22 protein-coding genes are annotated in these 21,707 nt (G+C 61.9%); 8 read left to right on the top strand and 14 right to left on the bottom strand.

From position 1 onward, the window contains the following. Positions 1 to 60: 60 nt before the first annotated feature. The 7 genes from LNV08_RS04560 to nagB all read right to left on the bottom strand — a co-directional run bounded on the left by LNV08_RS04560 (position 61) and on the right by nagB (position 5,209). Positions 61 to 447: a VOC family protein gene (locus tag LNV08_RS04560; protein WP_263532485.1), complete on the bottom strand. Its 387-nt coding sequence runs from the start codon at positions 445 to 447 to the stop codon at positions 61 to 63. Positions 448 to 536: 89 nt separating this feature from the next. After that, positions 537 to 1,412 carry a hypothetical protein gene (locus LNV08_RS04565; protein WP_263532486.1) on the bottom strand — a complete coding sequence of 292 codons (876 nt, stop codon included), beginning with the start codon at positions 1,410 to 1,412 and terminating at the stop codon, positions 537 to 539. A gap of 148 nt (positions 1,413 to 1,560) precedes the next feature. Next, on the bottom strand, positions 1,561 to 1,923 hold the full coding sequence (locus LNV08_RS04570) for a hypothetical protein (protein WP_263532487.1): 363 nt from the start codon (positions 1,921 to 1,923) through the stop codon (positions 1,561 to 1,563). A gap of 87 nt (positions 1,924 to 2,010) precedes the next feature. Further along, on the bottom strand, positions 2,011 to 2,532 hold the full coding sequence (locus tag LNV08_RS04575; RefSeq protein WP_263532488.1) for a GNAT family N-acetyltransferase: 522 nt from the start codon (positions 2,530 to 2,532) through the stop codon (positions 2,011 to 2,013). Positions 2,533 to 2,596: 64 nt separating this feature from the next. After that, positions 2,597 to 3,661 carry an alpha/beta fold hydrolase gene (locus tag LNV08_RS04580; RefSeq protein ID WP_263532489.1) on the bottom strand — a complete coding sequence of 355 codons (1,065 nt, stop codon included), beginning with the start codon at positions 3,659 to 3,661 and terminating at the stop codon, positions 2,597 to 2,599. A gap of 176 nt (positions 3,662 to 3,837) precedes the next feature. Then, positions 3,838 to 4,389: an NADPH-dependent FMN reductase gene (locus LNV08_RS04585; RefSeq protein ID WP_263532490.1), complete on the bottom strand. Its 552-nt coding sequence runs from the start codon at positions 4,387 to 4,389 to the stop codon at positions 3,838 to 3,840. Positions 4,390 to 4,417: 28 nt separating this feature from the next. Beyond that, positions 4,418 to 5,209, bottom strand: a complete 792-nt coding sequence (gene nagB / locus LNV08_RS04590) for a glucosamine-6-phosphate deaminase (RefSeq protein ID WP_263532491.1) — start codon at positions 5,207 to 5,209, stop codon at positions 4,418 to 4,420. A gap of 247 nt (positions 5,210 to 5,456) precedes the next feature. Between nagB and LNV08_RS04595 the strand changes: the two genes are divergently transcribed. After that, entirely contained in the window at positions 5,457 to 6,257 is an 801-nt protein-coding gene (locus LNV08_RS04595; protein WP_263532492.1) for a substrate-binding periplasmic protein, read from the top strand. Between the two features lie 140 nt (positions 6,258 to 6,397). Here LNV08_RS04595 and LNV08_RS04600 read toward each other — a convergent pair whose 3' ends face one another. The 6 genes from LNV08_RS04600 to LNV08_RS04625 all read right to left on the bottom strand — a co-directional run bounded on the left by LNV08_RS04600 (position 6,398) and on the right by LNV08_RS04625 (position 12,489). Continuing rightward, positions 6,398 to 7,234, bottom strand: a complete 837-nt coding sequence (locus LNV08_RS04600; protein ID WP_263532493.1) for a hypothetical protein — start codon at positions 7,232 to 7,234, stop codon at positions 6,398 to 6,400. A gap of 123 nt (positions 7,235 to 7,357) precedes the next feature. Beyond that, the gene (locus LNV08_RS04605; protein ID WP_263532494.1) at positions 7,358 to 7,855 is read right to left on the bottom strand and encodes a hypothetical protein; all 498 of its coding nucleotides are present in this window, start codon (positions 7,853 to 7,855) and stop codon (positions 7,358 to 7,360) included. A gap of 253 nt (positions 7,856 to 8,108) precedes the next feature. Next, positions 8,109 to 10,514, bottom strand: a complete 2,406-nt coding sequence (locus LNV08_RS04610; RefSeq protein ID WP_263532495.1) for a tetratricopeptide repeat protein — start codon at positions 10,512 to 10,514, stop codon at positions 8,109 to 8,111. A 19-nt stretch (positions 10,515 to 10,533) separates the two neighbouring features. Continuing rightward, a complete protein-coding gene (locus LNV08_RS04615) occupies positions 10,534 to 11,220 on the bottom strand; it encodes a hypothetical protein (protein ID WP_263532496.1) in 687 nt (228 codons plus the stop codon). After that, complete coding sequence (locus LNV08_RS04620) at positions 11,210 to 12,211, bottom strand: XdhC family protein (RefSeq protein WP_263532497.1); 1,002 nt, start codon at positions 12,209 to 12,211, stop codon at positions 11,210 to 11,212. The genes LNV08_RS04615 and LNV08_RS04620 overlap by 11 nt, the downstream gene beginning before the upstream one ends. Before the next feature lie 38 nt (positions 12,212 to 12,249). After that, positions 12,250 to 12,489: a DUF2789 domain-containing protein gene (locus LNV08_RS04625; protein ID WP_263532498.1), complete on the bottom strand. Its 240-nt coding sequence runs from the start codon at positions 12,487 to 12,489 to the stop codon at positions 12,250 to 12,252. Positions 12,490 to 12,714: 225 nt separating this feature from the next. Between LNV08_RS04625 and LNV08_RS04630 the strand changes: the two genes are divergently transcribed. The 7 genes from LNV08_RS04630 to LNV08_RS04660 are packed head-to-tail and all read left to right on the top strand — an operon-like array spanning position 12,715 to position 19,471. Then, complete coding sequence (locus LNV08_RS04630) at positions 12,715 to 13,191, top strand: (2Fe-2S)-binding protein (RefSeq protein WP_263532499.1); 477 nt, start codon at positions 12,715 to 12,717, stop codon at positions 13,189 to 13,191. Beyond that, a complete protein-coding gene (locus tag LNV08_RS04635) occupies positions 13,188 to 15,560 on the top strand; it encodes a xanthine dehydrogenase family protein molybdopterin-binding subunit (RefSeq protein WP_263532500.1) in 2,373 nt (790 codons plus the stop codon). Before LNV08_RS04630 ends, LNV08_RS04635 begins: the two co-directional genes overlap by 4 nt. Positions 15,561 to 15,581: 21 nt before the next feature. Further along, positions 15,582 to 16,385 carry an FAD binding domain-containing protein gene (locus LNV08_RS04640; RefSeq protein WP_263532501.1) on the top strand — a complete coding sequence of 268 codons (804 nt, stop codon included), beginning with the start codon at positions 15,582 to 15,584 and terminating at the stop codon, positions 16,383 to 16,385. Then, positions 16,382 to 17,305: an AAA family ATPase gene (locus LNV08_RS04645; protein ID WP_414858678.1), complete on the top strand. Its 924-nt coding sequence runs from the start codon at positions 16,382 to 16,384 to the stop codon at positions 17,303 to 17,305. Before LNV08_RS04640 ends, LNV08_RS04645 begins: the two co-directional genes overlap by 4 nt. Then, positions 17,298 to 18,515, top strand: coding sequence for a vWA domain-containing protein (locus tag LNV08_RS04650; protein WP_263532502.1), 1,218 nt, complete (start codon positions 17,298 to 17,300; stop codon positions 18,513 to 18,515). The genes LNV08_RS04645 and LNV08_RS04650 overlap by 8 nt, the downstream gene beginning before the upstream one ends. Next, complete coding sequence (locus LNV08_RS04655) at positions 18,512 to 19,069, top strand: CoxG family protein (protein WP_263532503.1); 558 nt, start codon at positions 18,512 to 18,514, stop codon at positions 19,067 to 19,069. Before LNV08_RS04650 ends, LNV08_RS04655 begins: the two co-directional genes overlap by 4 nt. 33 nt (positions 19,070 to 19,102) lie before the next feature. Further along, complete coding sequence (locus tag LNV08_RS04660; protein WP_263532504.1) at positions 19,103 to 19,471, top strand: VOC family protein; 369 nt, start codon at positions 19,103 to 19,105, stop codon at positions 19,469 to 19,471. A 215-nt stretch (positions 19,472 to 19,686) separates the two neighbouring features. On the opposite strand, the gene LNV08_RS04665 is transcribed toward LNV08_RS04660, so the two are convergent. Continuing rightward, the gene (locus tag LNV08_RS04665) at positions 19,687 to 21,627 is read right to left on the bottom strand and encodes a serine hydrolase domain-containing protein (protein WP_263532505.1); all 1,941 of its coding nucleotides are present in this window, start codon (positions 21,625 to 21,627) and stop codon (positions 19,687 to 19,689) included. Between the last annotated feature and the right edge of the window lie 80 nt (positions 21,628 to 21,707).

Here is a 21,707-nt window from a genome sequence, read left to right on the forward strand (position 1 = left end):
CCGCTCAAGCGCAGCAGCAATATGTCGCTGCAAACGCAATTCTGATCGGGCACAGCGCCCTCAGGCCAGCCACTCCCGCAGTTGCAGCACATTGCCTTCCAGATCGTAAGCATTGCGCATCTGAAAGCCCGGCCCCGCATAGACCGGGCCGAACAGGCCGCCGCCCAGCGCACGCGCCCGCTCGGCCGCTGCTGCCAGGCTGTCCACACTGAAGAAGAGCTTAATCGCCTGATCCTCTCGCTGCACGGGCGGCACAGCAATGCTGAAACTCGCCGCAACCGAGGCGGGCAAGGCATGGATGAGCAGCTGAAAGTCAGCCGAAACCATCACATGAAGTTCGGTGCTTGTATGCAGCAAGCGCATGCCCAGCACTTGCTGATAGAAGGCCGAGAGCTTGTCCAGGCTGTGGGCGTAAATGAGCGCACCGGCGCGGGCGGGTCCTGCCATGGGGCCAACTCCTGAGTTGAGCGCTGATTATCAGCTCCCAACCCAGCACAATCAAACCCAATCAGCGAAGGCAGCAGCTCGCGGCGTGCTCAGAAGACCTTGTTCATCGCCGCCTTCAGCTCGGCCGGCGTGACGGTCCGGCTCGCGCTGGGTGTGCCGGCGCCGGTCGGCCGCAGTTCCAACAGCACATTGTTGCCCAACTCCGACACACTGAGCACAGAGCCATCGGCCGCGGTGATCGTATCGGCCCGCGCATCGCTGTAGACGCTGATCTTCAGGGGTTGGGCGAATTTGGCGGTCTTGATCGTCACGGTGGCCGATACCAGCACCTCGCCGAAACCTTGCGGGGTCTGGCGGTTCTCGACATTGTCAACAAAGGTGACGCTGATCTGCTGACCGTTCTTGCTGGCAATGTAGTCGGCCGTGCGGCTCAGCATGTTTGTGCCGGTGCTGCGCTCAGCCACCTTGCCGGTGAGGGAGATGGTGTCCAGCGCGGCACCTTCCAAGGGGTTGTGCAGCGACGAAACCCAGTCCTTGTAGCTCAAGTCATAGTCATTGCCGGCGGCACTGGCGACCTTGGCTGTGCTGACCGTACCCGAGCTGAGCAAATAGTCCTTGCCCACATAGGCATGCTTGCAAGCGCTGGCGCTGAGGCTGAAGTCACTGCCGGTCTGGCTGTAGTTCACCGAGCCGGTGCTTGAGCAGTTGCTGCTGGCGCTGCCGTTCTGTCCGGTCGAGAACCAAAGCGGCAACAGGCGGTAGCCATTGGCCACCAATTGGCTCTGCGCGCGCTCGTAGCCGGCAAGTGCCGCTACATCGACCATATTGGCTGCATTGATTTGCGTGGGCGCCGGCGCCGGTGGATCGACCGGGTCAGAGCCGTCTCCGCAGGCGGTTAAGGCGAGTGTGGCGGCCAGTACGGCGGCACTCAAAGAGAAGGATTTGCTTGTGGCAAGGGCGTTCATATCGGATTGCTCCCTGGTTGTGTGAACGGAGCGGATTGTGCGAATCCGATCCGTACATCGCCACTGCCATCACCCAAGTAGCAAAATTCGAAACCGACGGTAGCTTTTGCCACTACCGCAGGCGAGCCTGACCCCTGGCAAGGCTAGCTCAGCGCCCTGCGCGCCGCTTCAGGGCCATCCAAGTCCAGATGGCACCGGCCAGATCGACCGCGCCAAAGGCCACCAACATCGGCGGAGCAAGGCCCAGCAGCGCAAAATCCAAGAAGGCCAGAAAGACCAAGGCGCGCGTCAACACCGAGGCCCGAAAGGCCGACTCGGCTTCTGCCTGGGCGGCAAAAAGGTAGTACACGCCGATATTGAAAACCAAGACACCGACGACCCGAATCCACACCTCCTCGGTCGGCGGGATGAAAAACAGGCGCAGGAGCAGATTGGGAAAGGCCGTCAAGACCGCCCCCAAACCCAGCAAGTAAAAGCCGAAGACTCGAATCGAAATCGCTGCTTTGGACATGAACGCTACACCTGTGAGAAGGACTTGCTCTGCATTCTATTGAGCCACGACTGGCCTGAGCAGGGGTCCAGCTCTCAGTCACTCACGTTAGGCAGCTCTGAGTGCATAAAGCATCAGCTGCCGCTCGCTGCCGTCCGGATGCGGCATCAGGCGCTCGAACTGCAGGCCGAGCTTTTCCAGCAGCTTTTGGGAGCGCAGATTGTCCGGCCGCGTGGTGGCCAGCACGCATTTGAGGCCCAGCTCACCCTGCGCATAACGCAATACTTCGGCGGCAGCCTCGTAGGCAAAGCCCTGGCCGCCATGTTCGGGCAAAAAAGCGAAACCCAGATCGGGACTGTCTAAATAGTCGCGCTGCGAAATGCCGCAGATGCCCAAGCGCTGTCCTGCCGAGTGCTTGCTTTCGACCATGCAAAAGCCAAAGCCCAAACGGCCATACATCTCGACCGGACCGTTTTCGATATAGGCTTGGGCGTCTGCGAGCGTACGCACGCCTCTGTCGCCGATAAAACGCAGCCAACTGGGATCATTCAGCAAGCTCAACATAAAGGCCGCGTCTTCGGCGGCCGACATGCGGCGAATGCGCAGGCGTTCAGTCAGAAGTGTTCTCATGTGCGGCTTGGTGATTTCTGGCGTGTCTAGAAGGCGGCCATTTGAGCTCAAACGCTTGCTACATTCACTGAGCAATCGACGACTTCTGCTGCGCAATACCCAGCAATAGCCGTTGCTGCGCCTCAATCAGCGCGGGGTTGGGATCATGGCCGGCCAAGGGCACGACGGTGAGTGATTTTTCGGGGGCCTGGATGCTGTCCACAAAGCCCCGCGTGACGACGAGCGGCGTCAGCAGATCCTGCTCACCTTGGATGAAATGCATGGGGACGCGGTACTCGGGGCCCAGCGCTGGCAGATCGATCTTGGACAACATGCCGTCACCGGCCAAGCCGACGAACTGCAGGAAAGAATACTCTTCGCCCTCTTCCGTGGCCGCCTGTGCCTCGGCACTCTGATAGCGAGCCTCGGCCTGCCACCAATCGCGGGGAGCGGGCGCGGAAGTTTTGGATTCGTAAACCTTGATGGCGCGGCGCAACACGCCGAAAGCGCGCGGGTCGCGGTGTGGCGGCGGGCCGATGGCTTTCAACGCGGCGACCGTGCCAGCATCGCCGGCCGCCTCGGCCAAGGCCAAGGTCTGCGTGAAGCTCGCCTTGCCATTGGCCTGCGCGCTGACCAATTGCCCCGTGCCCACATAGGCGGCAAACAAGTCGGGCCGGCGCTTGGCCATGTGCACGCCCAGCACCGAGCCCCAGGAGCTGCCCATCAGCAAGACCTTGCGCGGGCCGAGTTGCTGCTGCAACTGCTCCGTCAGCTCAATGCCGTCGGCCACCATGCGCTCCAGCGTCAGTGATTCTTGCGCCTGCGCGGGGTTCTTGCCAAAGCTGAGCCCGGCGCCGCGCTGATCCCATTGCACCAGGACGAAGTCGCGGCTCCATGTGCCGTAGATGTTTTTGGCAAAAGGGCTGAGCGGGTTGCCGGGGCCGCCATGCAAAAAGAGCAGCACCGGTTTGCTGCTGTCTTGGCCATGGATAGTGACCCATTGCTCGATGCCGCCTATGCGCCTAAAGCCCTCTTGGTCGACCGCCGTTGCGGCCTGGGCCGAGCCCACGGCGCTGAAAAATCCGAGCGTCACAACAAGGCTAAAGCTCAGAACGCCGATCAAACGGCGGCGGGATTTTGTACGGTTCATAAGGCTGGCCTTGGATTCGCGACAAGGCCAATTCCAACGATTGGCCAGTGTGGCCGCACTGTAGGCCAGGCGCCCGCCTTACTCAAGCCAACAGGGACAGACTGCAAATCGGTCTGACAGGCCGCACAAAAACCGCAAGGCCCGAAGTTTGCGGCCCAGCCTCAAGAACAAATCACTTACTTGCGCAGTTGCAGGGACCAAGCCGCGAGTGCGGCCAACTGCGCCTTGACGCCGTCTTTGATCTTGTCGTCGGTGAGGTTGCCATCGGCATCAAACTGGCCAGCGAAGGCATTGGCGAAAACCTCGGGTTTGTTCAGCGGGTGCACGTCAATGAACACGCAGACCTGGCGCAAATGGTATTGCGCCCGCGAGGTGCCCATGCCACCGCCGGCGCCCATGATGGCGGCCGCTTTGCCGCCTAGCAAGGCGTTGTTCGGCGCACGCGAAGCCCAATCCAATGCATTCTTCAAGGCCGGCGAAATCGAATAGTTGTATTCGGGGCCACCGAAGATAAAAGCATCGGCAGCGCCAAACTGCGCCAGCAATTGCGTGACGGCCGCCGGCACCTCGGTGATGTCCGCGTTGTAGAAAGGAATTGCCGACAAATCGGCAATCTCAATACTCATGCCCTCGGGCGCATGGGCTTGCGCAAAGCGCAGCAGCCCTTTGTTCGAAGATTTGGCGCGCAGGCTGCCGCACAGGGCCAGAACTTTGGTGCTTTGAGTCATCGAAAATCTCCAGGTTGCGGAGCGAAGATCAGACCGAATACTTGTTGAGAATTTTTTGGTTCTCGGCTTCGATGTGCTTGAAGAACTCGACGTCCGACAACTTGCTGGCGGCCGCCTCATCCACAATCACGATCGCATTCTCATGCAATTGCAGCGCCGAGGCCGGGCAGGCTGCAGACAAAGGGCCTTCCACCGTCGCCTTGATCGCCTCGGCCTTGCTTTCGCCGGTGGCCAGCAGCACGATCTTCTTGGACTCCAGGATGGTGCCAATACCCATGGTCAGCGACAAATGCGGCTGAAATTCATCGGGGCCAAAAAAACGCGCGTTGTCTTCAATGGTCGCGCGCGTCAAGGTTTTGACGCGGGTGCGCGAGCGCAGCGAGGAGGAAGGCTCATTGAAGCCGATATGGCCGTTGCGCCCGATGCCCAGCAGTTGAACATCGACGCCGCCCTTGGCGACAATCGCCGCTTCATAGGCGGCACAGGCCTTCAGCGGATTAACGGCGTCGCCGGCCGGCACGGCTGTGCGGGCCTTGTCGATATCGATATGGTCAAACAGCTGTTGATTCATAAAGTAGCGATAGCTTTGCGGATGGGTGCCGGCCAGGCCCAGATATTCGTCCAGATTGAAGGTGCTGACCTGGCTGAAAGAAACCTTGTTCTCCTTGCGCGCAGCGATCAATTCTTTGTACAGCGCCAGTGGCGTTGAGCCGGTCGCCAGACCCAAGACAGCATTAGGCTTGGCCGCAATAGTCTTGATGAATATCTGCGCGCCATAAGCAGCCACCTCGGCGGCATTTTTCAAAATCACAACTTTCATAGCGCGTCCTTGGTAACAAAATTTATGCACGGCACCGTCGCATCGCCAAGCGCGGGCCAGTCTCAGCTGCAGGCGCACAGCGCCATCGCGCGTAAGTATTGCATGCAGGGCTCGTAACCGTTTTGTACCTTGGCAGGCTTGAGTGCTTGCCGAGGCGCGGGCAAATGCCCTGTGCAGCCATCGACTATGCTGCAGGCGCTGCTGCTGCCAGAACAAAGGCGTACTGGGTCGGCACTGGAGGATCTAGATGGCTCGTCGGACGTGGGAGAAGCCTGGACTGGGCCTGGCGATAGTCCTTGCTTGGAGCATCAGCTTTGGCGCCATGAGCGCTGCTCCGCCCTTGAACTTTGTGACCGAGTCTTTCCCGCCCTATACCTATGCCCAAGGCGGCCAAGCTGCTGGGCCTATGGTGGAAGTCTTACATGAGGTCTGCGCGCAGCTCAAACGCGAGTGTCGGGTCGAGTTGCTGCCTTGGCGGCGGGCGCTGCGATCCGCCGAGCGCGGCGAGGTCGATGGCATCCTGGCTTTTGTAGATTTGCCGGCGCGGCGCAAGCTCTTCTACATTTCGGCACCTGTGATTGATGCCCGCTATGTGTTCTTCGCCCGCGCTGGCCAGGAGTTCAATTACCAAGGGCCGAATTCCCTGCGGGGTCATACCGTTGGCGTGTACGGCCCCTCAGGTGCCAGCCTGGTGCTGGCCGATCTGACCCAGGGACTGGACGTGAAGACGGTCCTGGAGCCCGACAACCCGACCGTGTTGCGCAAACTGCTGGCCGGCCGCTACGGCGAGCAGGGTTTGGTCTTGCTCAATGAAAGCATGGCCTTGTTGCTGATGCGCGGCGAAGGGTTCGGCGGCCTGCAAGCCGCCGGCACAGCTAAGACCTTTGGCTACAGTTTTGGATTGTCATTGCAACGTGTCAAACGCAGTGAGCGCCAAGCCTTTGATGCGGCCCTGAGCGATCTTTGCCGCAAAGGCCGCGTAGCCGACCTGCTCAAGAACCACGGTCTGCCCGCCTCGGCGTGCCGCAAGGTGGTCAATTCGGGTTGACCATTGATCACGCACATAGGGAACAAGCCCGCCCATAGCAGAAGCGAGCTGCCCATCGCTGATAACCATCCAGCGTGAGCCAAGCTCGCCTTCTTCGGTTGAAAACTTCAATTCGATATTCGCCGCGCGGCCGAAATATTCTACTTTGCTGCGTACGGTATTGCCGTATAGCTTAGTTTCGAACGCTGCCAGTCATCCACACGACTGGTCATCAAATAGTAAGCTGAGTCTTTCAAGAAAAAATAATCCGCACTGTTTTTCTTGCCATCCTGATCTTCCGCTTCGCAGGCTACCAACAATGCTTCGCCCTGCAATGACTCATGTAATTTATTCGCTGGGACACTTTCATTCCCAACCTTGCATTTTGCATAACTACTTCGCTCAAATACTTTTGTGCCACCAAAAATACCGCTAGTCTTCATCGTCAATTCATATAAAAACTTATAGTTGAACTCCTGTCCAACCGAGGGATTACACAAGGATGGATAACTCGATTCAAGCTTCGTCAGCCGATATCTATTAGCGAAATCAACGCTCGATTTGATACCAAATGGAATAAACAACTTCCCAATAGGCAAAATGCTGGTAGACGAAGTATCCGTACTTGATTGCGATTCAGACAAGACAGTGATCAATCCACAAACACTCATTCCCCGACCTACTCCTTGTGCCGCGCCGGAACGATAAATCGTCTTTGATGAAGCACCTGTCAAGCCATTTTCAAGCAGCAGCAACTGCGCTACTGAATCCACGTATATTTTGGATAAGTTGGTTTTATGATCGATTTCTTCGACCACGGTATAGCCCGCCAATGGCCGCATTGGAATATCATTCGACGCATGCGCCTTGAGCTGGGCCTGCAGTTCCGCTGATACGGTGATTTCAGGCTCAGCCGACTGAGCCTGAGCACCAATAAAACTCAAGCTTGCCAATAGCAGCAGGATTTTGAAATTAGAATTTACTGAAATTTTACTCACTGTTTTCTCAATAAAATTTACAAACTCACCCGCACAAAGCCTTAACAGGCCGTATTGCAATCCTGATCACCCAATCGCTAATCAAACGCCCCTGAGAAAAGCATTGGATCAGTCGCCAACACTCTATTTAGAGACTATGACGGTAGCCGGCTTGCCGGTTTGGGCATCTTCTATCCAGACTGAAGACTTTTCTTTCTTTAGTTCGCCCTTGACGACGTATACACCACCCGCTTGCGGCGTAAATTCAATGATACCCTCGACGGAAAAGAAGGTACCCGCCATTTGGCTGGCAATTGCGGCCACCGGAGCGCCGGTGGCATGGCTGGCCCTAATTTGGATTTTGCTTGGCACGGCCTTCACTTTGCGCTCCGGAAAGACAGTCAGAATGCTCATGCCGCGACCTTGGCTGGCGTTTGCAGTCGCCCCAAACGCATTTTCGAGTCGATTTCCATCAATTTCCATAGCCGCGAAGATCTGCGCTTTTGTACCATCTTCAGAAAACCCGCTGTCTTTCAGAACGGCGGTCGGACCGCTGTAGTCCTTGGGTACAGGCACATAACTCGCGCATCCACTCAAAGCCAGGGCGGCGCTCACGATCAGAGAATTGAGAGTAAATCTCATGTCTTTATTTGCATTATTCGTATTAACTGATAACTAGCAGGTACCTTCTTGCGGCGGCTTCCGTTCGAACTTGCACTGCCAGCCCCGATAACTGCTGATTCTCACTGTAGAACGCATATTTGCGGCCCCACCATAGGTGGGAAGGGTTTTTCACAATATCCCGCCAAAACGATTCTTGATTTGCGTATTCGTGCTCCGGACAGGGGTGGATTCATTTCCTTGGCTCTTGCCTATTCGTCCAAGCAAATTGGCCTCACTCCCCCACCCACCTCCTCAGCAAGCCTCGCTCCACATTCGGCAACTCGTGTACCGACACCCAGCTCGACTTGTCGGCCCGATACAGCCATTGCGGCGGCGCGCTCTTGGCCATGCGCTCGCGCAGCGGCGCCAAGACCTGCTGAGACTCCTCAAGCCGCCCCAATGACTTCAAGGCTGCCCCCTTGACGATCAAGGCCAGATCATTCCACGGCGCCTTTTCCAGCGCCGCATGGGCCAAGAGCCGCGCACCCTCGGGATCTTTCTTGCTCTCAAGTGCCAGCCAAGCCCCCAGCGCAGCCAAGCGCGGATCCTCGGCGTCCAGCAACAAGGCCTCGCTCAGTTGCTTGGCGGCAAGATCAAAACGGCCGGCGCGCAGCAGGTCTTGCACCAGATCGGCACGCAGTGCGACGACCCCGGTGCGCAGGCGCAGCGCCTGCTCATAGACGGCAAAGGCCTCGTCCCAGCGCTCGTCCAGCATGGCCAACGCGCTAGCGCGGCCCCACAAACCCTCGGGGCTGTCGGACTGATAGGCCAGCGCCGCATCAAAAGCAGCCAGTGCGCGCGGGCCGTCGCCGAGCTTGCGGTGGTTGTCACCCAAGGCGAGATCGACCAGATAACGGTCGTCCGCGCCGGTCAAGCCCAATCGGCCGGCAGCCAAGTTGTCGGTCACTGCCTCCAAGCTGTGGCCTGCATGCCAAGAGGCTTCGGCCGCCGCCACCGCCAAGGCTCCGCTGCCGGGCTGTGCTTTCTTCGCCTGCACTGCCAGAGTCAACACCGCCGCCGGCTCGGCGCCGCTCATAGCAAGCCCGCTGAGTTGCGCCGTCAGCACGACCGCATCATTCGGCGCCACCTGCGCAGCGCGTGCGTACAAAGCCAGCGCTTGCGCGGCCTGCCCCTCCTCCAGTTTTTGGTTGCCGGCATTGACGAGGGCGATGGGCAGGCTCGCGCTGACATCTTGCTTGGCCAGCAGGCGGGTCACCAAGGCCTGCAAATCGGGGTCGATCTCGATCAGGCGCTCGCGCACGATCTCACGGTTGTCAAAGGTGTCGCGGCGCGGCGTGTCCAGACTATTGGCGCCTTCCGCGAAATACTCCCACACCGAGCCGGCGGCATAGCGCGACAAAAATCCGTTCTTACTCGCCTCGTCGCGCAGCTTGGCGCGTTGATACAAAGCTTGAATCTCGCGCGTCTGCTCGACCGTCATCACCCCATGCACTTGGTGAGTGAGCTCATGCAGCACGGTGTTGTAGCGATCAAAGATCGAGCGCTCCACATCCTCGATGCCGGTCACCGTGTTGAAGCCGCCGGCGCCGCGCACGTCGTCCCACAGGCGCGAGTCGTAATTGATGCGCTGATCCTTCAGCGCCTGCCCGCCGGGCGTTTCGGACAGCTTCATATGCAGCGGCTTGATGAAATGCGTGGCACCGCCCTCCACCAGCACGGGCACATAGGCCTTCCAGGGTGCGATCGACAGCGCCACGCGTTTCTGATGGCGCGGCGACAGCTGCGCCCAATTCAGCACATAACGCTCGATACCAGGGATTGCCGGCATAGGCATGGCGGCAAAGCGCGCCTCGGCGCCCGCACGGTTCACGTCCAAGACCATGCGCTGCGATTCCAAGGCCTTGGCCAGCACCGCGTGCGCCCGGCCGTAGCCCGGCAGCAGACGCAGCGCCTGCTCGCTTAGAGCGGCCGCGCGCTTGAAGTCGCCGCCGACAAAGGCCTCGGACGCCTCGCGCGTCAGCTGCTGCGCCTGTGCGTATGCGGCCGGCTGCGCGGCGGCCAGTTCGCTGTAGTTCTTGCGTGCATAGCCGTTACCGAGCAGGTAATGCGCCATCTCATGCTGCGGCTCCAGCGCCACCGCCTGCTCGGCCGCCGTGACGGCCTCGGCCGTGCGGCCCAAGCGAATCAAGGCATCGGCTAAGGCAATCAGCCCGTCGCCCGAAGGCTTCAACTTAATGCTGGCCTGCGCCTGCTTGAGTGCCACCTCATAGTCTCGCTGCTGCAAGGCAAGCTGGCTCAAGCCCGACAGCGCGGCGGCTTTGTCCTGCGGTTGCGCCTTGGCATGTGACAGCGCGCGAGCGAAGGCGCGCTGCGCCCGCTCAAAATTGCGCTGCTCCAACGCCAGGCGGCCGGCCGCCAGCAAATCAGCCGGCAGCACGCGCGACTGGGCCGCCGGCTCAAGCGCGGCCTGGGTGCGCCGTTCGATCTCGGCCAAGTCATCGATGGCAAACAGCCAGCGGTAGACCTGCGCTCGCTCTTGATTGCTGCTCGCCTGTTGCGCTTTGCTGAGCAAGGCCTGACCGGCCAAGTAATCGGGCGCAGCGGCAAGGGCAAGCACCGAGCCACACAAGCTCGCCGCAATCAGGCCAAGCTTGGCCATGGAATTCAATCGTTTCATGATGGAAATTTTCAAAATACTAGGGAGCTTTGGGGCTCAGCCCATTGGCAATGCGGCAGCGCTGAATGTCACAAGCAGTCGGCAAGATCGAGCGGTACTCCACCACGCTTTTGAGCTGTGTCAGATCGCGCGCGTAGCAACTGCCGCCCTTGCCATCGTTGTAATACGAGGTGACATCAACGCAGCGGCGCGAATGCGCCATCAAGCCGAAGAAATGCCCCATCTCATGCGAGACCACCATTTGCAGCGTCTGCTCGGCGGGGTAGTTAGGGTTGCGGGTGCGCAGCAGCGCAAACATGGCCGGGCTCAGCGCCAGCGTGCGCTGACCCAGGTTGGCGAGGCCGAAGTTGCCCCGGCTGCCAGGCTCGCTCCACTGCACGACCACCGCCTCGGGCGGCAGCTCCGCATTGCCGACCAAGGCAATGATCTGACTCTCCACGCCGCAGCCTCCCCAGGCGCGACCCGCTCGCTTGAGCACGGCCATCATCTGCGAGGACGAAAACCAGGCCGGCGCGCCCGCATGCCAGTACACAAACACCAGCGGCTTGCTCAGCGCCGGGCGGTCGCGGCCATCGCCCCAGGTGGCGATTTCGCCAGGGCGGCATTCGGCGATTTCTTGTTCGCGCACCGACTCGGCCGCTGCGGATGAGAGGCTGCTGAGAGCCAAAACCGCCGCTACTACAGCCACCAAGAAGTCAGACCGCACAGCCGCCCTCTTCTGCGCCCGAGCGCAGTTGCGAGCTGCTCAAGCGAACGCCGTAGCGCTCCGCCGTCATGTGAGCGAGTATGGACAGCGCAATCTCGGGCGGCGTGCGTGCGCCGATATGCAAGCCCACCGGCCCATGCAAGCGAGCGAGTTGCTCGTCGCTCAGACCGAAATGCTCGGCCAAGCGCGCCTTGCGCTTGCTTTGATTGACACGCGAGCCGATCGCGCCGACATAAAAGGCCGGGCTCTTGAGCGCCTCCATCAAGGCCAGGTCGTCAAGCTTGGGGTCATGCGTCAGGGCGACCACGGCGCTATGGCCGTCGGGGGCAAAAGCCGTCACCACATCATCGGGCATCTCGCGCGTCAGCTTGGCCCCAGCCAGCACCAAGCCATCTGCATATTCCTCACGCGGGTCACAAATCAAGACCTGGTAATCCAGACCCAGCGCCATGCTGGCCAAGTAGCGCGTCATTTGACCGGCGCCGATGATGAGCAAGCGCCACTGCGGGCCATGATGGGTGATCAGCTGGCGCTCGTTGACACTCAATAGATCAGCGCCGGCCAGCGGCGCGCTCAAGACCACGGCACCGCTGGCCAGGTCCAGCGTGCGGCAGACCCGCTCGCCAAGATCCAGCCGCGCCAGCAACTCGTCAATCATCGAGGCGCCGGTGAGTGGTTCCAGCATCAGCTCCAAAGTGCCACCGCAAGGCAGGCCAAAACGGGTAGCTTCTTCGGCACCAACGCCCCAGCGTTGCAAGCGTGGGCCGGCCAAATTTAGCGCGCCCTCGCGCACCCGGGCGATCAAATCATCTTCGATGCAGCCGCCCGACACCGAACCGGCAATTGCGCCATCATCGCGCACGGCCACCACCGAGCCAACCGGGCGCGGCGCCGAGCCCCAGGTGCGCGTGATGGTGCCCAGCACCACGCCACGGCCTGCTTTTGACCAGGCAGCGACTTGGCGCAACACATCTAAATCAACGTTATCCATGACCGAGATCCTACGATGAGTAGCTGAACCCCGGCCGCTCAAGCCTGATGGCGCAGCCCCGCGTCGAGCTGGTCGACCAAGCCGGCCCAGTCAGCATCATCACGACGCGACTTGCGCAGCATCTCTGCCTGCGCGGCGTTCCAGAACGGCGCGTCGGCGAGGCGAATCTCCGGTGCCAAGGGGGTGTGGCGACTCAGAAAGTCGTGGATGCCCGCGTCATCATTCGGCAGACCCAGCTGTGCGAACAGCTCATTGAAGCGGTGATATGCGTTTTCCATGCGGCCGGCCTTTGCACTCTTAGATTGAGACCCCGATAGTCGCATGATCCGCCCTGCCCATGCTGCTGCGCTCTCGTAAAGCCAAAACGACACAGCGCGAACGCAGCCGAACAGCCCATGTATGGACATACAGGCGGGTAAACCGTGAGTGGCGCGCCGGCCCGGTGGAGGAGATGATGTGGCGGGGTTTGACAAGCCCGCCCGCCACCCTCCAGGAGACGAGAGATGAGCCAAAGCAAAATTACGCTCAAGGTCAACGGCAAGACGGTCACGCGCAGCACTGCGCCCGAGCGCCTGCTGTCGCAACTATTGCGCGAAGACCTGGCCCTGACCGGCACGCACATAGGCTGCGACACCGGCCAATGCGGTGCCTGCACCGTGCATGTGAACGGCCGCGCCGTCAAGAGTTGCACCCTGCTGGCCGTGCAAGCGGCCGGCACCGAAGTGACCACCATCGAAGGCTTGGCTGCCGCCGACGGCACACTGCATCCGATGCAAGCCGCCTTCAAGGAATGCCATGGCCTGCAATGCGGTTTTTGCACGCCAGGCATGGTGATGAGCGCGGTGGACTTGGTTCAACATCACGGTTGCCACTCCGAGGCGCAGGTGCGCGAGGCGCTGGAAGGCAATTTCTGCCGCTGCACCGGTTATCAGAACATCGTGCGAGCCGTCATGCTGGGCGCGCAAGGAGTGCAGCCATGAGCGCGGCGCTGGGAGCCCAGACCGGCCTGATCGGCCAAAGCGTGCGCCGCCGCGAGGACGCACGCTTTCTGACCGGGCGCGGCCAGTACACCGATGACATCGTGCTGCCGCGCCAAACCTACGCTTACTTTCTGCGCTCGCCCTATGCGCATGCGCTGATCAAGTCGATTGATACGGCAGCGGCTGCAGCGGCCGAGGGCGTGCTGGCGGTCTACACCGGCGAGCATTTCCGCGCGGTGGGCGGCTTGCCCTGCGGCTGGCTGATCAAGAGCCTGGACGGCAGCCCGATGAAGGAGCCCAAGCATCCAATTCTGGCCGATGGCAAGGTGCGTTATGTGGGCGACCAGGTCGCGCTGGTGGTGGCAGAGACCTATGAGGAAGCCAAGGCCGCCGCGCAGCTGATTGCAGTCGATTACGAGGAGCTGCTGCCGGTGGTCGATACCGCCAGCGCCAAGAACTTCGCCAGCAGCGTGCACAGCGAAGCGCCCGACAACGTCTGCTACACCTGGGGCTGCGGCGACCAAGCCGCCACCGACGCGGCCTTTGCACGCGCCACCCATGTGACCAGGCTGGAGTTCCGCAACAACCGTCTGATCCCTAACGCGATTGAGCCACGGGCCGCGAATGCGTCCTACAACCCCGGAGACGAGAGCTGGACGCTGTATGTGGCCAACCAGAACCCGCATGTGGAACGGCTCTTGATGTGTGCCTTTGTACTGGGCATCCCCGAGCACAAGGTGCGCGTGGTGGCTCCGGACGTGGGCGGCGGCTTTGGTTCCAAGATCTTTCTGTACGCGGAAGAAACCGCGCTGACCTGGGCGACGCGCCAGCTCGGCCGGCCGATCAAATGGACGGCCGAGCGCAGCGAGAGCTTCCTCACCGACGCGCATGGCCGCGACCATGCCACCGTGGCCGAGCTGGGCCTGGACGCAGCCGGCAAGTTCGTCGCCATGCGGGTGCATACCAGCGCCAATCTCGGCGCTTACTTATCCACCTTTGCCAGCAGCGTGCCGACGATTCTGTACGCAACGCTCTTGGCCGGGCAGTACACGACGCCGGCCATTTACGCCGAAGTCACCGGCGTGTTCACCAATACCGCGCCGGTCGACGCCTACCGAGGTGCGGGCCGCCCGGAGGCCACTTATGTGGTGGAGCGCCTGGTCGAGACCGCCGCTCGCGAGCTGGGGCTGGACCCGGCCGAGCTGCGCCGGCGCAACTTCATACGCAGCTTCCCTTACGCCACGCCGGTGGGCTTGAGCTATGACATTGGCGACTACGACGCGACGCTGGACGGCGTGATCGCACTGGCCGATGTGGCGGGCTTCGCCGCCCGGCGTGCCGCCAGCGAAGCCCGGGGTCTCAAGCGCGGCCTGGGCTACTCGACCTATATCGAGGCCTGCGGGCTGGCGCCGTCCAACATCGCCGGTGCCCTGGGCGCGCGCGCCGGCTTGTTCGAGGCCGGCGAGGTGCGCGTGCACCCGACCGGCAAGGTCACGATCTTCACCGGCAGCCACTCGCATGGCCAGGGTCATGAAACCACCTTCGCCCAGGTGGTGGCCGAGAAGTTGGGCATCGCCTTCGACGATGTCGACATCCAGCATGGCGACACCGGCAAAGTGCTGTTCGGCATGGGCACCTACGGCAGCCGCTCGCTCTCGGTCGGCGGCACGGCCATCGTCAAGGCGGTGGACAAGGTGATCGCCAAGGGCAAGAAGATCGCCGCTCATTTGTTGGAAGCGGCCGACAGCGATATCGAGTTCGAACAAGGCGTCTTCAAGGTCGCCGGGACAGATCGCAGCGTGCCTTTCGCTTCCGTCGCGCTAACGGCTTATGTGCCACACAACTATCCGCTCGACAAGCTGGAGCCGGGCCTGAACGAGAACGCTTTTTACGACCCGACCAACTTCACCTACCCCGCCGGCAGCTACGTCTGCGAGGTCGAGGTGGACACGGACACCGGCCATGTGCGGGTGGACCGCTTCAGCGCGGTGGATGACTTCGGCAATATCGTCAACCCGATGATTGTCGAGGGCCAGGTGCAGGGCGGCATCGCGCAGGGCATAGGCCAAGCCTTGCTGGAGCATGGCATCTACGACACCGAGTCGGGCCAATTGCTGACCGGCAGCTATATGGACTACGCGATGCCGCGTGCCGATGACCTGCCCAGCTTTCAGATCAAGACCGCCAAGGGCACACCCTGCACGCACAACCCGCTGGGGGTCAAGGGTTGCGGCGAGGCGGGCGCGATCGGCTCGCCGCCGGCCGTCATCAACGCGATCTGCGATGCGCTGGGCATCAAGGACATTGCGATGCCAGCCACGCCGCATGTGGTCTGGCAAGCGATTCAGGCCGCCCGGCTGGCGCAGTGAACTCACAGCAAGGAGCTTGCAATGACCACTTTCACCTATTCCCAAGCCGCTAGCCTGGCCGAAGCCGGCCAGCGGGCCGCCGCCCCGGAAGCCAAACTGATCGCCGGCGGTCAGTCCTTGCTCGGTGCGATCAAGCTCGGCCTGGCCGCACCCGAGGCGCTGATCGACCTGAGCGGGCTGGCCGACCTGAAAGGCATCCGCGTGAATGATGAGGGGAGGGGCGCCCATGTCGTGATCGGCGCGATGACGACGCACGCGGCCGTGGCCGCCAGCAAAGAAGTGCAGCAGGCCATCCCTGCCCTGGCCGATCTGGCCGGCCGCATTGGCGACCGCCAGGTGCGCAACCGGGGCACACTCGGCGGCAGCTTGGCCAATAACGACCCGGCCGCTTGCTACCCGGCGGCAGTCCTGGGCCTGGGTGCCACCATTTACACCGACCGCCGCAGCATCAGCGCCGACGACTTCTTTCTCGGCCTGTTCGAGACCGCTTTGCAGCCGGGCGAGATCATCAGCTCGGTCAGCTTCCCGGTGCCAGCCAAGGCCAGCTGGCAAAAGTTCAAACAGCCGGCTTCGCGCTTTTCACTGGTCGGCGTGTTTGTGGCGCAAACGGCCGCCGGCGTGCGGGTGGCCGTCACCGGCGCTGCTGCCGGCGTCTTCCGCGCGACCGAGTTGGAAGCAGCGCTGTCCGCCAAGTGGAGCCAGGCTGCGACGCTGGCGGTCAGCATCAGCCCGGAGCAGCTCAGCAGCGACCTGCACGGCTCGGCAGCCTACCGCGCGGCACTGATCCCGGTGCTGGCGGGCCGGGCCGTAGCCGCTTGCTCGTGAAGTTAGCGTCAGCTGCGCTGCCGGACTCGATAGACGCCACCGCCGCGCTCTTGTTGGAACATGGCTATGTGGCGCAGCGCGAGCTGGCCACGGCCGCTTTTCTCGCCCTGCGCCTGCAGCGCCCGCTCTTGCTCGAAGGTGAGCCGGGCACCGGCAAGACCGAAATCGCCAAAAGCTTGGCCTTGATGCTGGATCGGCCCTTGATCCGGCTGCAATGCTATGAGGGCCTGGACCTCAATGCTGCCGCCTATGAATGGAATTACGCCCGCCAGATGCTGGAGATCCGGCTGGCGGAAGGGCCCGAGCAAAAAGCCTCGCTGAGCGAGGACTTGTTTGCGCGGCGCTTTTTGATTCCACGCGCCCTGTTCAAGGCCATAGACCCGGCCAATGCCATCGCGCCGGTCTTGCTGATTGACGAGCTGGACCGGGCAGACGAGGCTTTTGAGGCCTATTTGCTGGAGGTCTTGAGCGAGTTTCAGCTGACCATCCCTGAGCTGGGCGTGATCAAGGCCACCCAGCCTCCCATCGTCATCATCACCTCCAACCGTACGCGCGAGATCCATGACGCACTGCGGCGGCGCTGCCTCTACCACTGGGTGGATTTCCCCGACGCCGCACGCGAGCTGCAGATCCTGCGCCTGCGTCTGCCCGGCTTGCCATTGCGGCTGGCACAGCAAATCGTCGCCTTCATCCAGGGCCTGCGCCAGCTAGAGCTTTACAAACTGCCGGGCCTGGCCGAGACCCTCGAATGGTCGCGCGCCTTGCTGGAACTCAACGCCCTGGTGCTCGACCCCGCGACGCTGCACTCGACGCTGGGCGTGCTCTTGAAATACCAGGACGACATCCTGCGGGTGCAGGGCTCGGAGGCTGCGCGGCTGTTGGAGCAGTTGCAGGCTCAAGTGATCAGCGACCGTGGCTGATCACCTGGCCGAGAACGTGATGCACTTCGCCCGCGTCTTGCGCGAGGCCGGCATGGCCGTGGGCAGCGACCGCGTGTTGTTGAGCTTGCAAGCGCTGGAACTGGCGGGGCTGGCCTCGCGCCGAGACCTCCACGCCACCTTGTCCGCCTGCTTGCTGGACCGCGCCGAGCACCGTGCGCTGTTCGACCAAGCCTTTCACATCTTCTGGCGCGACCCCGATCTGCTCGGCCGCGTGATGCGCATGCTCTTGCCGCAAGCGCAGGCCAAGTCGGGCCTGCCAGCCCTGCCCGAAAATAGGCGCTTGGTGCAGGCCTTGTTTCCACATGCGCCCAAGCAACAGGCACAGGCGGCCGAACCCGAGCAGCAGTTGGACATCGACGCCCACTTGAGCTGGAGCGAGCGCGAACAGCTGCGCCAGCGCGACTTCGACACCATGACGAGCGAAGAATGGCTGATGGCCAAGCGCCTGCTGGGCCAAATGGGCGCGCTGCTACCGCCCAGCCCGACGCGGCGCTGGCAAGGGGCAGCAGGCGGCCGGCTGGACTGGCGCGCTAGCCTGCGCGCGCAGGCGCGGTCCGAGTCTCTGGCGCTGCTGCGCCAAAAGCCCCGACAAACCGTAGCACCGCTGCTGATCCTGGCCGATATCTCGGGCTCGATGAGCCGCTATTCAAGAATGCTTTTGCATCTGGCCCATGGCCTGACTAACCCGCAAAGCCAGCGCAGCAGCAAACACACCAATCATCGCGGCTCGCCCCGCATCCACAGCTTTGTGTTTGGCACCCGCCTGACACCGATAAGCCGCTTGCTGAAGCAACGCGACCCCGATCTGGCCGTGGCGGCAGTGGCGCGGCAGGTGCAAGACTGGTCGGGCGGCACCCGCATCAGCGCCTGCCTGCATGCCTTCAACCAGCATTGGGCGCGCCGCGTATTGAGCAGCCAAAGCATCGTGCTGCTGATCACCGACGGGCTGGAACAGGGCAGCGACAGCGACCCGCAATGCCGACGCCTGGCCTTCGAAGCCCAGCGCTTGCGTCTGAGTTGCAGGCAGTTGATTTGGCTGAACCCCTTGCTGCGCTTTGAGGGCTTCGAGCCCAAAGCGGCCGGCGTGCGGGCGCTTCTGCCCGAAGTCACGCGGCATTTGCCGGTACACAATCTGGCCAGCCTGCAGGATCTGATGGCCATCCTCTCCCACACCGAAGCCCAACGATGAATTTAACCGGACAAGAATCGCTGCCCGTCTCCCAAGCCCAGGCCTGGGAAGCCCTCAACGACGCCGACTTGCTCAAGGCCAGCATCAACGGCTGTGAAAGCCTGAGCTTGATCGGTGAGCAGGAATACGAGGCCTTGATGACCGTCGCCATCGGCCCGGTCAAGGCCAAGTTCAAAGGCAAACTCAAGCTCAGCGACCTGCAGCCGCCACACAGCTATAGCCTCGCGTTTGAAGGCAATGGCGGCGCCGCCGGCCATGGCAAAGGCACGGCCCAAGTTCGGCTGGAATCCCAAGGCCCAGCCTTGACCCTGCTGCACTATGAAGTGCAAGCCAGCGTCGGCGGCAAGATCGCGCAAATAGGTTCGCGCTTGGTGGACATGGCTGCGCAGAAGATGGCAGGGGATTTTTTCGCGGCCTTTAACACCGCTTTACAGGCGCGTTATGTAGTGGCTGCCGCCGTTGCGCCAGTTGAAGCGCCGCAGAAGAGCCGCTGGCAGCGGCTGCTGGATTGGTACTTGGGCTGGTTGGGGCGGGTGTTCACGGGCAAAATTTAGACCCGCAATTTTTCATCACGCTTGGAGACTGCAATGATTGGCTATGTGACTTTCGGAACCAATGACCTGCCGCGCGCGGCGGCTTTTTATGACGAATTGCTTGCCACCATAGGCGTCAAGCGCATCATGGATTTTGGGCGCGGCTATGCCTGGGGCATGTCGATGAGCCAACCCAGCCTGGGCATTCTCACCCCCTTCGATGGCCAGCCCGCCAGCCCAGGCAACGGCGCCATGGCGGCCTTGGTGGTGGACAGCCGCGCCAAGGTGGACGCACTGCACGCCAAAGCTTTGTCGCTCGGCGGCAAAGACGAGGGCGCTCCGGGGCCGCGCGGCGAAGGCTTTTATGCCGGCTATTTCCGTGATCTAGACGGCAATAAATTGAATGCGTTTTGTATTGGCTGACATCAAGGCTCGCCGAGCGCTATAGCAACACGACGAGAGACTGCCCAGCCTGGACAGGGCTTTGCTGTGCTGCGCATGGGCCTACGCGCGATGGAATCAAAAGACTCACTAACGCCCTGTGTTCATGCATGCGCTCGGCCACCTTGCACGCCTTGCACTGACGCGAACGACATCAATATTGACATCGCCGCGATCAGCATGGCTTCAGCGCCCCCTCAATGCGCCACAAACCGGTACTCATGCTGCGCGTCGCGCATCACCAACGTGGGCTTGGCGGCCTTGTCGTCCCGCACCAACTCGAAGCCGGCCTCGCCCGGGTCGATGGAGAAATAGCTGTGCGTGCCGTCTTCGTTCTTGCGCAGCGCGACTTCACTGTCCCAGTGGGCGAACTTGAAGATCAGCTTGCCGCCCTTGGCCTTTTGCACCTGCAGTGAACCGAGCTCTGGGCTGTGGTAGCGGGCGGCCAACAGCTTGATGGCCTCCGCCGGCACCGGCAAGGTCAGCAGTTCGCGCTGCTTGTCGTTCCCCGCCTTGCGGTTGGCGATGGCGACTTGCAAGCGCTCGTCAGCCTCGGGCTTGCCGTCGAACACCAGCTCCAGCAGCTTGCGCTGCAGCGGGCCGCGCAGCAGCACGCCCGCGTCGGAGTTGGTCAGGATGGTGACGCCGATGCCGTACTCGGGCAGCCAGATCATATTGGAGTGAAAGCCCAGCATGTCGCCGCCATGCGAGGCGACGGTGATGCCGTATTGCTTGTCGATGAAGAGGCCCATGCCGTAATAGGTGTCCTCCCCCACCATCACCTGCGGCTTGTAGCGCTCGGCCCAGTTGGGCTCGCTGATCACCACCTTGCCATCGGGGGCGCGGCCCTTGCCGAGTTCCATCAGCACCCATTGGCTGAAGTCGCGCGGGCTGGTCCACACCGCACCGGCCGGGCGGGCCGGCACGATGGTGTAGTTGACGTCCATGCTGGCGCGGCGGGTGCTGCCATCAAAAGCGTCGCCATGCGGCTCGGCATGGTTGCCGCTCAGCGCCTGCTTGTAGTCAAAGGTGGTGCGCGTCATGTTCAGCGGCTTGAACAGCTGTTCGCTCATGGCCTGGTCATAGGCTTTGCCCACTTCCAAGCCCGGCTTCAGCGTGGCTGCGGCGATATAGCCGCCCGCACCCACCATCAGATTGCTGTACTGAAACACCTCGCCGAATTTGGAGGTCGGCTTCATGCCGCTGAGTTGATCGAACGTACTCTTGGCCGGCGCAGCGCCGTTGGCAAAAATCCAGTCCAGGTCTTGACGCGGCATGCCGGTGCAGGCGCAAACCAGGTGCTTGATCAGCACGCTCTGGGTCACCTCCGGGTCGGCCAGCTTGAAGCCTGGGTAGGCTTGGGCGGCGGGCTGGTCCCAGCGCAGCTTGCCGGCGTCCACCGCCTTGGCGAGCAAGCCGGTGGTCATGGCCTTGGTATTGCTGGCCGCCATGAACAAGGTGTCAGCATCCACCAGCTCGGGCTTACCCAATGCACGCACGCCCAGGCCGCCGGCCCAAACCACCTTGTTGCCGTCAATAAAGCTCAGGCCCACGCCGGGCACATCCAGCTTCTTCATGCCGTCGGCGACAAAGGCCTTGAGCTGCTCGACCCGCTCGGGCGTGAGCGGCTTGGGGCTGCGGCCCGCGAAGCTTTCGCGCTCATAGCCCTTGGGACGCAGGCTGCTGTAGAACTTGCCGATCGGCGAGCCGCGTTTTTCCAAAGTGGCTTGCGAGGCTTGCAGCAGCAGCACCACCCAGCCGCCATCGGTGCTGGAGCGCCTTGCCAAGGCCTGGATCACCAACTTTTCATTCGGCGAAGTCTCGTAATCGAACACCGACTGCTCCACCCAACCATTGCGCTTGGGCCTCGGCGTGGCCAGCAGCAAGGTGCGTTTGAAGTCGGGCTGCACCTGCTGCCAAGCCTGCGCCACAGCATCCGCGGCATCCTTGGCCTGGGCCAGCTCCACCACGGTAACCGTGGCATCGCCCTCGGGCGCGGTGAGGCGCAGCAGCGAGCCGGTCTGGCTGATCGCAAACGCATCAGGCGGTGTGTAGGTATGCCCGACCGAAGTAGCTTCGGCTTGAACCCCCACAGCAAAGCAAGCGGCCAGGGCAGTAACGATGAGCAGACGACGCATCAGGGGCTCCGGTTGAACAGGGAAGCCGCGATGTTAGTTCGTTATGCCAGGCCATGGCATTGGTCATACTCGGAATTGCC

The sequence above is a fragment of the Paucibacter sp. TC2R-5 genome, assembly GCF_025717605.1.
GTDB classification, from domain to species: domain Bacteria; phylum Pseudomonadota; class Gammaproteobacteria; order Burkholderiales; family Burkholderiaceae_C; genus Paucibacter_A; species Paucibacter_A albus.